15 protein-coding genes are annotated in these 14,920 nt (G+C 71.0%); 5 read left to right on the top strand and 10 right to left on the bottom strand.

The annotated features are described in order from the left end of the window. The first annotated feature begins 44 nt into the window (after positions 1-44). Together ACIRVH_RS01895 and ACIRVH_RS01900 are read left to right on the top strand one after the other, a co-directional pair. A complete protein-coding gene (locus ACIRVH_RS01895) occupies positions 45-1,439 on the top strand; it encodes a nucleobase:cation symporter-2 family protein (RefSeq protein ID WP_403947327.1) in 1,395 nt (464 codons plus the stop codon). 74 nt (positions 1,440-1,513) lie between these two features. After that, positions 1,514-2,134, top strand: coding sequence for a TMEM175 family protein (locus tag ACIRVH_RS01900; protein ID WP_403947328.1), 621 nt, complete (start codon positions 1,514-1,516; stop codon positions 2,132-2,134). Here the strand turns inward: ACIRVH_RS01900 and ACIRVH_RS01905 are convergent. Next, positions 2,106-2,702, bottom strand: a complete 597-nt coding sequence (locus tag ACIRVH_RS01905; protein ID WP_403947329.1) for a 3'-5' exoribonuclease domain-containing protein — start codon at positions 2,700-2,702, stop codon at positions 2,106-2,108. The genes ACIRVH_RS01900 and ACIRVH_RS01905 overlap by 29 nt on opposite strands. A gap of 323 nt (positions 2,703-3,025) precedes the next feature. Here ACIRVH_RS01905 and ACIRVH_RS01910 point away from each other — a divergent pair, with 323 nt between their 5' ends. Then, positions 3,026-4,738, top strand: coding sequence for an MOSC domain-containing protein (locus ACIRVH_RS01910; protein ID WP_403947330.1), 1,713 nt, complete (start codon positions 3,026-3,028; stop codon positions 4,736-4,738). A 48-nt stretch (positions 4,739-4,786) separates the two neighbouring features. On the opposite strand, the gene ACIRVH_RS01915 is transcribed toward ACIRVH_RS01910, so the two are convergent. Continuing rightward, positions 4,787-5,584 carry a helix-turn-helix domain-containing protein gene (locus ACIRVH_RS01915; RefSeq protein ID WP_403947331.1) on the bottom strand — a complete coding sequence of 266 codons (798 nt, stop codon included), beginning with the start codon at positions 5,582-5,584 and terminating at the stop codon, positions 4,787-4,789. Between the two features lie 96 nt (positions 5,585-5,680). Here ACIRVH_RS01915 and ACIRVH_RS01920 point away from each other — a divergent pair, with 96 nt between their 5' ends. Further along, positions 5,681-6,535, top strand: a complete 855-nt coding sequence (locus ACIRVH_RS01920; RefSeq protein WP_403947332.1) for an NAD(P)H-binding protein — start codon at positions 5,681-5,683, stop codon at positions 6,533-6,535. Here ACIRVH_RS01920 and ACIRVH_RS01925 read toward each other — a convergent pair. Then, on the bottom strand, positions 6,522-7,979 hold the full coding sequence (locus ACIRVH_RS01925) for an MFS transporter (RefSeq protein ID WP_403947333.1): 1,458 nt from the start codon (positions 7,977-7,979) through the stop codon (positions 6,522-6,524). The two genes, ACIRVH_RS01920 and ACIRVH_RS01925, sit on opposite strands and share 14 nt — an antisense overlap. A gap of 91 nt (positions 7,980-8,070) precedes the next feature. Here ACIRVH_RS01925 and ACIRVH_RS01930 point away from each other — a divergent pair, with 91 nt between their 5' ends. Then, positions 8,071-8,472 (top strand): winged helix-turn-helix transcriptional regulator, encoded by a 402-nt coding sequence (locus ACIRVH_RS01930; RefSeq protein WP_403947334.1) that lies wholly within the window; start codon positions 8,071-8,073, stop codon positions 8,470-8,472. A 10-nt stretch (positions 8,473-8,482) separates the two neighbouring features. On the opposite strand, the gene ACIRVH_RS01935 is transcribed toward ACIRVH_RS01930, so the two are convergent. From ACIRVH_RS01935 to ACIRVH_RS01965, 7 genes are all read right to left on the bottom strand, one after another. Further along, on the bottom strand, positions 8,483-8,905 hold the full coding sequence (locus ACIRVH_RS01935; protein WP_403947335.1) for an acyl-CoA thioesterase: 423 nt from the start codon (positions 8,903-8,905) through the stop codon (positions 8,483-8,485). Positions 8,906-8,959: 54 nt separating this feature from the next. After that, positions 8,960-9,583: a hypothetical protein gene (locus ACIRVH_RS01940; protein WP_403947336.1), complete on the bottom strand. Its 624-nt coding sequence runs from the start codon at positions 9,581-9,583 to the stop codon at positions 8,960-8,962. Positions 9,584-9,754: 171 nt separating this feature from the next. Continuing rightward, the gene (locus ACIRVH_RS01945) at positions 9,755-10,354 is read right to left on the bottom strand and encodes a histidine phosphatase family protein (protein WP_403947337.1); all 600 of its coding nucleotides are present in this window, start codon (positions 10,352-10,354) and stop codon (positions 9,755-9,757) included. Between the two features lie 88 nt (positions 10,355-10,442). After that, on the bottom strand, positions 10,443-10,982 hold the full coding sequence (locus tag ACIRVH_RS01950) for a DUF4232 domain-containing protein (RefSeq protein WP_403947338.1): 540 nt from the start codon (positions 10,980-10,982) through the stop codon (positions 10,443-10,445). 32 nt (positions 10,983-11,014) lie between these two features. After that, a complete protein-coding gene (locus ACIRVH_RS01955) occupies positions 11,015-12,727 on the bottom strand; it encodes a trypsin-like serine peptidase (RefSeq protein ID WP_403947339.1) in 1,713 nt (570 codons plus the stop codon). 426 nt (positions 12,728-13,153) lie between these two features. Next, the gene (locus tag ACIRVH_RS01960) at positions 13,154-13,585 is read right to left on the bottom strand and encodes an SRPBCC family protein (protein WP_403947340.1); all 432 of its coding nucleotides are present in this window, start codon (positions 13,583-13,585) and stop codon (positions 13,154-13,156) included. A 74-nt stretch (positions 13,586-13,659) separates the two neighbouring features. Beyond that, positions 13,660-14,868, bottom strand: coding sequence for a pyridoxal phosphate-dependent aminotransferase (locus ACIRVH_RS01965; RefSeq protein ID WP_403947341.1), 1,209 nt, complete (start codon positions 14,866-14,868; stop codon positions 13,660-13,662). Positions 14,869-14,920: the final 52 nt, after the last annotated feature.

Genomic DNA, 14,920 nt, shown 5'->3' on the forward strand with positions numbered 1-14,920 from the left:
ACCCACGTCAGAGCCGACGTGTCTAACCGACCGGAGGAGCCGCCGTGTCCGCTCAGATCATCGACCCCGTCGACGAGACCCACCCAGTCGACGAGAAACTCCCCGCACTCAAAATGGCGACGAGCGGCCTGCAGCACGTGGCCGCCATGTACGCCGGAGTCGTCGCCCCACCCCTGATCGTCGGCGCGGCCGTAGGCCTCTCCGGCACCGAACTCACCTTCCTCACCGGCGCCTGCCTGTTCACCGCGGGCCTCGCCACCTTCCTGCAGACCCTCGGCATCTGGAAGATCGGCGCCCGGCTGCCCTTCGTCAACGGCGTCACCTTCGCCGGGGTGGCCCCCATGACGGCGATCGCCGCCTCCGCGCACGACAAGTCCGACGCGCTGCCGGTCATCTTCGGCGCCGTGATCGTCGCAGGCCTCCTCGGCTTTGTCGCGGCCCCCTTCTTCAGCAAGGCGGTCCGCTTCTTCCCGCCGGTCGTCACCGGTACGGTCATCACCCTGATCGGCGTCTCCCTCCTGCCGGTCGCCTTCAACTGGGCCCAGGGCCCCAACCCCGCCGCGCACGACTACGGTTCGGCCACCAACCTCGGCCTGGCCGGCATCACCCTGTTGATCGTCCTGGCCCTGCGCCGCTTCACCCGGGGCTTCGTGAAGCAGATCGCGGTCCTGCTGGGCCTGATCGCGGGCACGCTGGTGGCGATACCGTTCGGGGTCACGGACTTCGGCCCGGTGGCGGACGCCGACGTGATCGGCTTCCCGACCCCGTTCCACTTCGGCGCACCGCAGTTCCAGGTAGCCGCGATCCTGTCGATGTGCGTGGTGATGGTGGTCTCGATGACCGAGTCCACGGCCGACATGCTGGCGCTCGGCGAGATCGTCGAACGCCCGGCGGACGAGAAGACCATCGCGGCGGGCCTGCGCGCCGACACGCTCGGCTCGGCCCTCAGCCCCCTCTTCAACGGCTTCATGTGCAGCGCCTTCGCGCAGAACATCGGGCTGGTCGCCATGACCCGCATCCGCAGCCGCTTCGTCGTCGCGTTCGGCGGTGGCTTCCTGGTCCTGATGGGCCTGTGCCCGATGGCCGCCTCGCTGATCGCGGTCGTCCCGCGGCCCGTCCTCGGCGGAGCCGGCGTCGTCCTCTTCGGCTCGGTGGCGGCCAGCGGCATCCAGACCCTGGTCCGGGCCGGCCTGGAGAAGGACAACAACGTCCTGATCGTCGCGGTGTCCCTGGCGGTGGGCCTGATCCCCATCACCGCACCGAACTTCTACCACGCCTTCCCGGAGACGGCGAGGATCGTCCTCGACTCGGGCATCTCGACGGGCTGCGTGGCGGCGGTCCTGCTCAACCTGGTCTTCAACCACCTGGGCAAGGGCCGTGAGGCGCAGGACGTGACCCACCCGATGGAATCCGGGGAGGAACTCGCCCCGGCGCACTGATCCGGCCCACCGGTCCGGCACGGGGTACGGCGGAAGCCGTACCCCCCGCCGTCGTTTGAGGCAGGCTGTGCCGCATGAACGAGTCCAGCCGCGTCGAGGCCTTCAGCGACGGTGTGTTCGCCATCGCCATCACCCTGCTCATCCTGGAGATCAAGGTCCCCGAGGTCGGTGAACACGGCGGCCTCTGGCACGCGTTGGGCGCCCAATGGCCCTCCTACGCCGCCTATGTGGTCAGCTTCCTGGTCATCGGCATCATGTGGATCAACCACCACCAGGTGTTCAGCTACGTCGCCCGCGTCGACCGCACGCTGATGTTCCTCAACCTGCTGGTGCTGATGGTGGTCGCCGCGGTGCCGTGGCCGACGGCGATGCTCGCGGAGTACCTGCGCGAGGACAAGGCCTCGCATGTGGCCGCCGCCGTCTACAGCCTGGTGATGGTGACGATGGCCCTCACCTTCCAGGCCCTGTGGTGGCACCTCACCCGCACCGGCCACCTCTTCGACGCCCGTGTGGACGTCCCCGCGGCCAGAGCCACCCGCGCCCGCTTCGCCCTGGGCTCCCTGGCCTACCCGCTGACCGTGGGCCTGTCCTTCGTCTCGGCGCCCCTCACCCTCGCCGCCCACGGCCTGATAGCCCTCTACTACGGCTTCAACCAGGTGCCGGTGCCTACGCGGGAGGACCGGGCCACGCCATGAGGTTGGCGAGCAGGTCTGCCTGTTCGACGGCGTCGTCGAGGGCGTGGTGCGTGTGACGGCGGCGGGACAGCAGATGCCTCGGCATCGTGCCCTTGGCCACCGCCCGCAACGGCAGCCCCGCCTTGGTCGCGTACAGCGTCTTCATGTCCAGGCAGCCCGAGTGGCCGAAGGGGCTCTCGCCGGTGAAGCGGATCAGGTACCAGTACAGGAACGTCCAGTCGTACGACGCCGGGTACCCGCACATCACCGGCTGCGCGCCCGCACTCACCTCGCGGACCCAGGCGCTGAACTCGGTGAGGGCCGCTCCCGGTTCCGCGCCCTCGGTCTGCAGCCGCGCCCGGTCCAGGCCGCTGACCGCCAGTGCTTCGGGGACGAACTCGTCGGAGATGGGCCGGAGTTCCCGGTAGAAGGTCTGCTGCTCGGGGTCGGCCGCGCGGAAGCCGTCGGCGTCCTGGGTGCCGGCGACGGCCGCGCCCAGGCTGAGCATCGAGTACGGCCCCGGGATCGGGCCGTCGGCCTCGATGTCGACGGAGATGTAGCGGCTGGGCTTGACGCGTCGTGTGGGCATGGGACCGGAGCATGGCAGCCGGGTGTCCTACTGTGCATCCGGATTCGGGCGCGGGGCCCGCGCGGCGCGGCGTGCCTCGCCGATGTCGGCTACGTCCTCGCGGGGGGAAGTATCCGGTCGAGCATCCCGGGGGTAACCTGTCAAGATATTTTTGGTGGTTAGGATGCGTGGTGCTCCAGGCCGACGCCGTGCTCGAGGCCACCCCACCACGCGTGATCGCAAAATCGCGGCGGCACCGACACGGAACTAGGCTCGGTCCGAGCACACACATCACGGCGTCATGAGGGACTGCCCCAGCCGGCCACCCCCGCAGGAGGTCCGTAATGGCGACGCTGCTGTCCGTCAACGTGGGGACGCCCAAGGACGTGTCCTGGCAGGGAAGGACCGTCCACACCGGAGCCTGGAAGGCCCCCGTCCAGGGCCCTCGTATGGTCCGGCGGCTGAACGTCGACGGAGACGGCCAAGGAGATCTGGCCGGGCACGGCGGCGAGATCCGCGCCGTCCTCGTCTACCAGCTGCAGTCCTATCAGTACTGGCAGAGGCAGCTCGGTCGCGACGACCTGACCTTCGGGATCTTCGGGGAGAACTTCACCGTCGAAGGCCTGCCCGACGACGAAGTGTGCATCGGCGACCGGTACCGCATCGGCGAAGCCGAGTTCGAAGTCACCCAGCCGCGTGTCACCTGCTACCGCGTCGGCATGCGCCTGGGTGAACCCTCCATGGCCGCCCTGCTGGTCGCCCACCACCGCCCCGGCTTCTACCTGCGCGTGATCACCGAGGGACACGTCCGAGCCGGCGACGAGATCACCCTCACCCGCAGGGGTCCGGAGGAACTCAGTGTCGCCGACACCGACGCGCTGCTCTATCTGCCCGACCGTGACCCGGCAAAGCTGCGCAGAGCACTCAACATCCCCGCCCTCAGCCCCGGGTGGCAGCAGTCCTTCCGCGAACTCGCCGCCACCCAGCAGCCCGAGCAGGAACCGGGATGGCCGGGCTTCAAGACCATGCGCGTCGCCCGCATCGTCCCCGAGACCCCCACCATCTCCTCGATCCACCTCGACACCACCGACGGCACACCCCTACCCGAGGCCCGTCCGGGCCAGTACCTCTCCATCCGCCTCGCAGTCGGCGATGCCGCCCCCGCGGTGCGCAGTTACTCCCTGTCCTCCGCACCCACGGCCGGTACCTACCGCATCAGCGTCAAGCACGAGCCCCACGGGCAGGTCAGCGGCTACATCCACGGCACGCTCCGTCCCGGCGAGCTGGTGGACATTGCCAGCCCACGCGGGACGTTCGTACTCGAAGAAGGCACCCGCCCGGTCGTCCTCGTCTCCGCAGGGATCGGCGCCACTCCGGTGCTCGCCATGCTCCATCAGCTCGCCGCCACCCGGGACCCACGCTCTGTCTGGTGGATCCACACCGCCCACGACCGCGCTCACCACGCTTTCGCGGGCGAGAGCCACGCACTCGTGGCGCAGCTCCCCGACGGCCACGAGCACATCTACTACACCGCCGAAGCCCCACTTCCGGGCGAGGCCCACATCGCCCAGGGCCGCCCGAGTGCCCTCTCGCTCGCGGCGCTGGGCATCCCCGCGGATGCGGACGCCTACCTCTGCGGACCGGCCGCCTTCATGGACGACCTCGGTGGCTTCCTGCGCGAGCACGGTCTGCGCCCCGAGCGGATCCACACGGAACAGTTCAGCGCCCTCCCCGCCGTCAACCCCGGCATGACGCCCACGGCCGCCGTCCGAGCGCACCAACCACCCGGCCCCCCGGGCACCGGTCCGCTCGTCACCTTCGCCCGCAGTGGGATCACCACCCCCTGGTCGTCGGCCTGTGCCACGCTCCTCGATCTCGCCGAAGCCTGCGACATCCCCACCCGCTGGTCCTGCCGCACCGGTGTCTGCCACACCTGTATCACCCACCTCGTGGCAGGCGAGGTCGCCTACACCACCCCGCCCCTCGAACTCCCCGAACCCGGCACCGTCCTGGTCTGCTGCAGCGAGCCGACTTCCGAGGTCGTCCTCGACCTCTGACCGCCCGGCAACGGCACGGCCGGCCGGCGTCCGGCCCGGCATCCGGATTCAGCCGTGGAGCCCCGCCCGGCACGGAGACGTCGCGGGCAGGCGGCCGGTGAAGTACGAGCGCGGTGGGACGCCCATCAGAGCGCGGAAGTCGGATGTCATGTGGGACTGGTCGTAGTAGCCGGTGGTGGCGGCGAGTTCGGACCAGGGGGCGGTCGTGGCGCGGTCGATGACCGTGCGGACGCGGTCGATGCGGGTGTAGTGCTTGGGGGAGACGCCGACCCCTTCGGTGAACAGGTTGCGCAACTGACGTTCGCTGACGGCCAGTTCGCGGGCCACGTCGCGGACCTGCGCGGGAGCCCGGTCCGTCCGGACCGACAGTGCGTCGACCCCCGCCCGCAGGAGGGCCGTCCGGGCGGGGTCCGTTCCGGCGGACAGCAGCTCGGGCAGCGCCTCGGCGAGGTGCGGCACCGCCTCCCGCGGCTCCAGCCACCTCACCTCGCGCGCGAGGCGGTGTGCCGCCCGGCCCGGCAGCCTGTCCAGCGGTACGACCCGGCCGGCCAGCTCGGCCGCCGGCACACCCAGCAGGGGAAGGGCCGTGCCCGGTGCGAGGCGCAGCTCCACACAGGAGACATGGTCCTTGCCCTCGTAGTACCCGGCGCGCACCCGCGGTCCGACGGCCAGGACGTCGCGGTGCCCGTCCGGACCCACGCGGAGCACCACCTTGGTGTCCGCGTCGGGAAGGTGGACGAAGGCCTCGGCGGGTGGGTCGGTGACGGACACGGTCCGCACCCCCGTGATCCAGGGGCGCAGGGCCTCGGGCGTGGTCAGGGCCTGCTCGGCGGTGGCGTTCGGCACCCCTCCACCGTACGGGCGGCGCACCGCCTCGCGGGCGGGCCGACCGTGCCGGAATTTCCAAGAGACGGACACCCCGTTCGGCTCACCGTGGACCTCATGATTCTGGTGACGGGTGCCACGGGCACCATCGGAAGTGACGTGGTACGACAGCTCGCGGCGCGCGGCGAGAAGGTGCGCGCCCTGACCCGCGACCCGGCGAAGGCCCGGGTGCCCGCCGGGGTCGAGGTGGTACGCGGGGACTACCTCGACCCCGGCTCCCTGGACGGTGCGACGGCGGGGGTGACGGCCGCGTTCCTCCTCCGTCCCCCGGGTCCGGAGGAGGGGCACGACCCGGCGCTGGTCGCGGCGGCACGGGCGGCAGGGGTGCGCAGGCTGGTGAAACTCTCCGCCATCGGAACCGGCGATCCCGAGGTCGGCCCGGCCGGTCGGTGGCACGTGGCGGGGGAGCGGGCGGTGCGGGAGAGCGGGACCGAGTGGACGGTCCTGCGGCCCTCGTCGTTCGCGTCCAACACGCTCAGCTGGGTGGAGGCGGTCGGGCGGGGCGAACCGGTACCGAACATGACCGGTGACGGGGAGTCGGGTGTGATCGACCCGCGGGACGTGGCCGAGGCCGTGGTGCGGGCGCTGGTCGAGGACCGGCACGCGGGGCGGACCTACACGCTGACCGGGCCAGAGGCGATCAGCGTCCCCGGCCAGGCAGTCGTCCTCGCCTCCGTCCTCGGCCGCCCGGTCGCCACCCGGGACCTCTCGCCGGAGGAGACACGCGAACATCTGCTCACCGCCTGGGGTTTCGACGAGGCGCAGGCGGACGGCGTCCTGACCGGCACCGCCTTCGTCCGCGGCGGGGGCAACGCGATCGTCACCGAGGATGCGCCGCGGATACTGGGCAGGCCGGCCAGGACGTACCGGGAGTGGGCACAGGACCACAAGGGGGCGTTCAGCGAGGGGTGACAGGGGAGTCGGCGCTCGGGCGCAGCACCGCTGCCGCCAGGGCCAGCGCCACCACCGCGAATCCCGTGGCCACGCGGAACGCCAGCCGGTATCCCTCCGCCGTGGCCGGGATCAGGTCCGCGCCCTGGTCGAGCAGGGTGTCGGTGCGGCTCGCGGCCAGCGTGGTCAGGGCCGCCAGGCCCAGCGAACCGCCCACCATCTGCGTGGTGTTGAACAGTCCGGACGCCAGTCCCGCGTCCTCGTCCCGGGCCCCGGACATCGCCAGACCGGTCAGCGCGGGCATCGCCGCCGCGAACCCGGCGGACAGCAACAGCAGGGGCGGCAGTACGTCGACGGGGTACGAGCCGTCGGTGGGGGCGCGGCCCAGCAGGGCCATCCCGGCGGTGATCAGCACCAGCCCGGCCAGCAGCACCCGGTGGCCGCCGAAACGGGCCACGGTACGTGCCGACAGCCCCAGCATCAGCAGACCGATGGCGACCGGAGCCGGAAGGAAGGCGGTCCCGGTCGCCAACTCGCCATAGCCGAGGACACGTTGCAGATACAGCGCGCCGATGAACTGGAAGCCGTACATCGAGCCGATCATCAGCACCTGGACCGCGTTCGCACCGGTCAGCAGACGGGAGCGGAACAGGCGCAGGCGCAGGAGGGGGCGGGCCGCCCGGGCCTGGCGCACGGTGAACGCCGTGAACAGGGCGAGCGCCAGGGCCACCAGGACCAGGGTGGCCGTCAGGGAGCGGGTTCCGGCGCCGACGATGACGTACACCGTCAGCATCAGTGCGCCCGTGACCAGCCCGGCCCCCGGATAGTCGGCACCCCTGCCGAGTCCTGCGCCGCGCTCGGGGGTGAGGACGCGCACCGCCGCCAGCCAGGCGGCCGCGCCGATCGGCAGGTTGATCAGGAAGATCCAGTGCCAGTTCAGGGCCTGGGTGAGGGCGCCGCCGAGGAAGGTGCCGAGCGCCCCGCCCGCCGCGCCGACCGCGCTGAACACCGCGATCGCGCGACCCTGTTCCCGCGGCTCCGGGAAGAGGGCGACCAGCATGCCGAGAACCACGGCCGAGGCCATCGCCCCGCCGACGCCCTGCAGCGCCCGGGCCGCGATCAGCACGCCCTGCCCGGTCGCCGTCCCGCACAGCACCGAGGCCGCCGTGAACACGGCGAGCCCCGAGGTGAACATCCGCTTGCGGCCCACCAGGTCACCCAATCGGCCCACCAGCAGAAGCAGCCCGCCGAAGGCGATCAGGTACGCGTTGACGACCCAGGCGAGGCTCGGACCGCTGAAACCCAGGTCGCTCTGGATGGCCGGCATCGCCACGGTGACGATGTTGCCGTCCAGGATCGTCATCAGCGTGCCCGCGCACAGAACTGCGAGGGACGTCCAGCGGGAGTAGGTTCGTGACGGTGCCACCGTTGCCGGTGACGGGCTGTTCTCGATCGCGGCTGACATGGCTCCCCGTTCCTCATGCGCACCTTGGTGCACGACTTGTAACGGGGTACATCGTGGGTGACCATGGAGGCCGGCGTAAGGAGGCAGTCCGATGTCCCAGAGGAACACCGGTGTTACCGTCCAGGCAGTGAACGCGCAGGCGTGCCCCGTCCGCGAAGTTCTTGACAGGGTGGCCGGCAAGTGGAGCGTGCAGATCCTCGTCGCCGCCGCCCAGGGGCCCATCCGTTTCACGGAGTTGGAGCGCGGCATCGAGGGCATCAGCCGACGCATGCTCACACTGACCCTGCGCAACCTGGAGCGCGACGGCCTGGTGACCCGTACCGTGCATCCGACGGTGCCGCCGAAGGTGGAGTACGAACTCACCCCGGTCGCCCTCGAGTTGCACGAGACGCTGCAACGGCTGACCGACTGGGCCGAGCGCAACAGGGTGTACATCGCCGAGGCGCGCGCCGCCTACGACGCCGAGCACCAGCCCGAGTTGCTCGACGCGTAGGCCGGGGCGGCTAGAGACCGAAGAGGCTCAGGTCCGCGGCCAGCTCCTTGAACACCGTGTCGGGGTCGGCAATCAGCCTGCGCTCCTTGAGGTTCAGCAGGCCTCCCGTCGCGATGATCTCGGCCGCCACCGTGCCGTCGGTCTTGCGGATCTCCTGCCGGATCCGGAAGGTCTTTCCGCCGCTCCACTCGAACTCGCAGGTCACGTCCACCTCGTCACCGGCCAGCAGCTCGCGTTTGTAGCGGATCGTGGTCTCCAGGGCCACCGGACCGACGCCCCGGCCGACGAGCCCGGCCTGGGTGATCCCGGCGGCCTGGAGCAACGACCAGCGGGCGTGCTCCGCATAGTTGATGTACACCGCCTGGTTGAGGTGCCCCTGCACATCGGTCTCATAGCCGCGGACGGTCACACGGACGGAAAACGGTTCGGCCACTGACTTGCCCCTCTCGCGTTCGAATTCTCCGGTCGACCGATCTTGGCACGCGGCTCACACCCGGCGCGGGGAGGCCAGCAGATAGCGCACCCGCGTACGTGGCTCGGTGTACTCGCCGGCCTGCCAGCCCGCCCGCTCCAGCGTGGCCGCACACGCCCGCAGCATCTCCTCGTCCGGCGCGTACACGGCGACCGCCTCCGGCTGCGGAGTCGCCCGCACCCGGTAGCCCTCGCCGTCCGGCCCCGCCGGCCGGTGCCCCGCCGCCTCCAGGGCGAGCGCGGCGGCCCGCACCAGATGCGTCCGCTCCCAGCCGCAGGGGCGGTCCGTCGCACCGCCCGGGTCGGTCATCCGGCGCAGCTCCAGCAGCCCCTGCCAGGCGCTGTGCACCTCCCGCAGCCGGGCCGCACCGGACGCGGGCGCCTCCTCCTCACCGCCGACGCGCGCCGCGAAGACACCGTCGGACGGTAGGGGCTCCTCCGGGGCGGCCTCGGGCACCGCCTCGCGTATCCGGTGGCCCGCGGGGGTGAGGAAGTGATCGTGCGGCGGACGCGGGTGCCGGAAGGCGAGCCCCCGCTTCACCAGCGCCGCCAGCTGCGCCTCCGTCCCGCGCAGCCGCCCGGTGACCGCGTCGGCACCCTCGATCACCCGCCGCTGCGCAGCGGTCGGCACTCGGCTCACGGCGTCCTCCCTCCGCTGCGTCGGCGTCCTGGAACCGCCAGGTGAGCAGCCCGTTCGAAGCGTACGACCGGGGTCTGACAACGGGCTGGGGCTGCCGGAGGCTGCGGGGCGGGTTCGTGCGCGTGAGGGGGATCGGTGACGGGTGGGGCCGGGCCAGGTTCGCCGGGTGGATCAGTCGTGGGATCGTACGTTCCAGCCCGCCACCACCGGGCGCCCGTGTTCCGTGCCGAGGCGGCACAGTGCGGCCGTCGCCAGTTGGAAGAGGGCCCCGTGCTGGGGGCGCAGGCCGAGGCGGCGGGCGGTGAGGACGCGCAGGAAGTGGCCGTGGGCGACCAGGACGACGGCCCCGTCGGTGTCGGCGAGCGCGGCGTCCACCTTGCCCAGCATCCGGTCGGCGCGCTCCCCGACCTGCTCCGGGCTCTCCCCGGGGTGCTCGGGCGGGCCCGGCGCGACGCCGTCCGTGAACAGGAACCAGTCGGGCCGGGTGCGCCGGATCTCGACGGTGGTGATGCCCTCGTACCCGCCGTAGTCCCATTCGTGCAGGTCGGCGTCGACCCGGGCGTCGTGGATGCCGATCAGTTCGGCGGTCTCCCGGGCCCGCTGCAGGGGGCTGACGAAGGCGGCGCCGATGCGCTGCGAGCGGATCAGCGGCGCCAGTCGGCGCGCCTCCTCCCGCCCGTGCTCGGTGAGGGGCAGGTCGGTCCAGCCGGTGTGCCGTCCGGACCGCGACCACTCGGTCTCACCGTGCCGGACGAGAAAGAGGTCACCCACGTCAACGCCCTTCCCGCTCGCTTCCCAGCACCGTGTCACACCCCCACGGCGACCCGCAGGACGGACTGGGCCAGACGGGCCGCCGCGCTCAGTTCCCCGTCGGCGCGTGGTGCGGTGGCGCCATGGACATGGTCTCGCCGCAGGCGTCGATCACCGTGGACTTCCGATGCCGGTCCAGGACCGGGACGACGGTGCGGTCGGAGTCGCGCGGGGCCCAGACCACCGCATCGCCCTGCCGCACGCACCAGTCGCCGGCCCCCTTCGCGCCGCGGGGCGTGTAGTGCACGTCGACGGTGACCGTCGCCTTCGCGGCCAGCGGGAAGGAGGCGGGGTGCCCGTGCCCGGCGCCGTCGATGCTCTCCGCCTTCCCGTAGTGGATCTCGATGCCCGGGTAGCCGTCGAACACACAGGTGTCCGGGCCCTTGTTGACGGCGGTGAGCCGCGCGTCGCCCCGGCTGCCGCCCTTCTCCTTGCCGAGCAGGACCAGCGACCACTTCAGGGACGCGGTCCGGCAGTTGCTCAGCTTTGTGTTGTCGTCCGCTTCGGTGGTGGTCGTGCCGCAGGCCGTCAGGGCCAGTCCGGCCATGAGGACGGCCAGGCCGCCGGTCAGACGAGTCGTGGCTCGCATGGTTCCCCCTGAACCTTCGGGTGGGTGGGTGGTCATGTGCCGGGGTAGACCAGCGTGTTCTCGGTGCCGAGAGCCTTGGCGCCGGTGTCGGCGTACAGGGTCGTCTCGCCGTCGGACCAGCGGACGATCACGTCGTCACTGGTGCGGTTGGCGGTGTAGTCGCCCGCCGTCATGACCAGGTCGTGCTTCCACAGGGCGTTCGGGTCGCGCAGGCGCGACTCGGTGCCCAGTCCCGCGGCCGAGGTGCCCACATAGGTGTCGAGTTCGCCGTCGGCCCAGCGTACGAGGACGTCCCAGGTGGCCTTGCCGCTGAAGTTCCCGCTGGTGAGCAGCGTGGCGTTCTTCCAGGTGCCGTTCGGCGCCAGCAGGCGCTTCTCGGTGCCGAAGCCGCCGGTGCCGACGGAGGTGTAGAGGGTCACTTCGCCGTCGGTCCAGCGGACCAGCAGGTCATTGGCACGCGTGCCGCGGTGGAACCGCCCGGCCGAGATCTGGGCGGCGTTCTTCCAGACCGAGCCGGGCTTCGCCATCCGGACCTCCCGGCCCAGGCCCGCGGCGCTGACGTTCGGGTAGAGAGTGACCTCCCCGTCGGACCAGCGCACCAGCAGGTCGGACAGATCGCTGCCGGCGAAGTCCCCACCGGTGATCGTCCGGGCGTGCGTCCAGGTGGAGTTGGCCGGCTGCAGCCGCTTTTCGGCCCGGAACCCGCCCTTGCCGTCACCGGGATAGAGCGTGGTCTCGCCGTCCGACCAGACCACGACCAGGTCACTGCGCCGATCGCCCGTGTAGTCACCGGAGGTCGTCAGCCTGGCGTGCTGCCACTGCCGCGCTCCGCCCGGGAGCTTGGCCTCGATGCCCTTGTACGGGGGCAGGTCGGACGGCGGGTCCTGTCCCGCGACCGCGTAGGCGAGGAGGTTGGCGGCGTCGGCGCCGAACGCCGGGGCGTAGCTGATGTAGTCGACGTTCGCGTCGTTGCCGCCGCCGTTGTAGCCACCGAGGTTGCCGATGACGTGACCGCTGGTGGCGTCGTCCTTGTAGTCGGTGATCCAGGGACTGCCGGAGACACCGCCGTAGTAGCCGCCGCAGGTCATGGACAGCTGCCGGTACCCGGGGAGTTGCTTCGTCGGCACGGTGCACTTGAGGGCGCGTCCGGCACCATTGTGCGCGTGCGACGGGTACCCGACCACCGTGACGCCCCGGTGCGTGTAGCCGGTCGGCCGGGTGAAGGTCAGCCCGCCGCCGACGGCGTCCTGGAGCTGCTTGCCCTGCTGGTTCGCCGAGACGCGGGCGAACGCGGTGTCCAGGTCGGACCAGGGCTTCTTGGTGGTCGTCGAGCCGTGGTCGGGGACGTAGCGCGGGTCGATGAAGATGTGCTGGATGTGGAAGATGCCGTAGGGCTGCCGGTCGGGGCTCGCTCCCTTGACGAACTTCGGGACGAAGATGTAGTCGCTCTTCATGTTCAGCCCGCAGTGGGCCGCGGTGAGCACGATGTTCTTCGAAGCGGCGGCGATCACACTGCCGGTGCAGTGCCAGGCGGTGCCGCTCGGCCCGTCGGAGCCGAAGAACGTTCCCACGAGCCGGGTCCCGCCGAACGGGGTGCCCGTGGGCCGGGCTGCCGCCGCCGCACCGGGCCTGCCGGACGCGGACGGCGCCGACCGGACCTCGTCCAGCGGCCGGGCGCCCGCCATGCGCCGCGCGGTCCAGAACCGCGCGGCCTCCTGGGCTTCCTTTCCTGTGTCCGCCTTCACGGGCGAGGCCGGAGACGGTGAGGCCGGAGACGGCGGGGTCGGAGACGGTGAAGGCGATGCGGCCTCTGCGGCGGCCGGAGCCGCGAGTGCGAGTATCGCCGCGGACAGGACGCTGACAACCGTCCTGCCTCTTCGGTACGACAACAAGTAGGTTCCCCCTGGTTCACGAAAGCCGGACCAGGGGGACGAGTGGTCGCCGCTGCGACGCTGGTCAGGCGCACGCAGGCGGACGGCTTCGCCGCGAACTCCGGTGGATCCCCCCGGTCGTGCCGCCGCCGGATGACGACGGGAACCAGGTGATCTTCCCATACGTCAGTGCGAAGCCCCGGGCAGTGCGAAGCCCTCAGCGGTGCGAAGCCCCCGTCAGCGCAAAGCCCCCTGTCGGTGATCACCGACAGGGGGCAGTGGCCCTGGGACTGCCTCCGCTCACCGTCTCTGTTCCGCGTACTCCTTGAACTGCTCCAGATCGCTGCGGACGAGCCGTTCGATCGCGGTCGCCTGGGCGAAGCCCTTCGGCCCGCCGAACGTGGCCCGGACGGTGTCGGGGTCGTACTCCAGCCTGGCCTGGACCCGGGTGTGGCCCCGGTCGATCGGCTGCAGGGAGAAGGTTCCTCTCAGCTCCGGGGAGCCCGTGGTGCGCCACTCCATCACGCGTTCCCCCTTACGGTCGGAGAGCTCGGCGTCGAGCTCCCGGGTCCCGCCGCCCGCCTCGACGTTCAGATGCGTACGGCCTCCTCCCTCCGTATGGGCGTCGCGCACGCCGGCCACGAAGCGTGAGTAGTCCTCCACCTGGTGGAGGCTGTCCCAGGCCCTGTCGATCGTCACCCCGACATCTACGTGTTCTTCCAGGGTGCTCATGGCTCACCTCCAGGGTTGGATCATGCCCCGTACCTTCTGCTTCCAGTGTGCGCCCGGCACGGGACCGCGCGTCGTCACTGTCGGTAGCCGCCCAGGAACCGTCCGATCCGCCCGATCGCCGCCTCCAGGTCCTCCGCGTGGGGCAGGGTCAGGATGCGGAAGTGATCGGGGCTCGGCCAGTTGAAGCCGGTGCCCTGGACCACCTGGATCTTCTCCCGCAGCAGCAGGTCCAGGACGAACTTCTCGTCGTCGTGGATCTTGTGGACCTTCGGGTCCAGGCGCGGAAACGCGTACAGCGCGCCCTTCGGCTTCACGCAGGACACGCCCGGGATCTCGTTGAGCTTCTCCCAGGCCACGTTCCGCTGCTCGTACAATCGGCCGCCCGGAGCGGCGAGTTCGCCGATGGACTGGCGGCCGCCGAGTGCGGCCTGGATCGCGTACTGGGCGGGCGCGTTGGCGCACAGACGCATGGAGGCCAGCATGGTCAGGCCCTCCAGGTAGTTCTTCGCGTGCTGCCTGGGGCCCGTCACCACCAGCCAGCCGGAGCGGAAGCCCGCCACCCGGTACGTCTTCGACAGGCCGCAGAAGGTGAGGACGACCAGGTCGGGGGCGAGGGCCGCGGCCGAGTGGTGGACGGCGTCGTCGTAGAGGATCTGGTCGTAGATCTCGTCGGCGAAGACCATCAGGCCGTGCCGGCGGGCCAGGTCGAGGATGCCCTCGACGACCTCCTTCGGGTACACCGCGCCCGTCGGGTTGTTCGGGTTGATGATGACCACGGCCTTGGTGCGGTCGGTGATCTTCGACGCCATGTCGGCCAGGTCCGGGTTCCAGTCGGCCTGCTCGTCGCACAGGTAGTGGACCGCCTTGCCGCCGGCCAGGGTCGTCACCGCCGTCCAGAGCGGGAAGTCCGGCGCGGGGATGAGGATCTCGTCGCCGTCCTCGACCAGCGCCTGTACGGCCATGGACACCAGTTCCGAGACGCCGTTGCCGAGGAACACGTCGTCGACGCCGACCTCCAGGCCCAGGGTCTGGTAGCGCTGGGCGACCGCCCGGCGGGCCGAGAGGATGCCGCGCGAGTCGGTGTAGCCGTGCGCCTGGGGCAGCATCCGGATCATGTCCTGGAGGATCTCCTCCGGCGCCTCGAACCCGAACGCCGCGGGGTTGCCGGTGTTCAGGCGCAGCACGCTGTGGCCCGCCTCCTCCAGCGCGTTGGCGTGCTCTATCACCGGGCCGCGGATCTCGTAACAGACCTCGCTGAGCTTGTTCGACTGCCGGAACTCCATGCGCCCCTCCGGAAACTCGTGTTGCTTGGTTTTACCAAGTAGGAGCTTGGAA

This window comes from Streptomyces sp. NPDC101165 (genome assembly GCF_044768135.1).
Classification (GTDB): domain Bacteria; phylum Actinomycetota; class Actinomycetes; order Streptomycetales; family Streptomycetaceae; genus Streptomyces.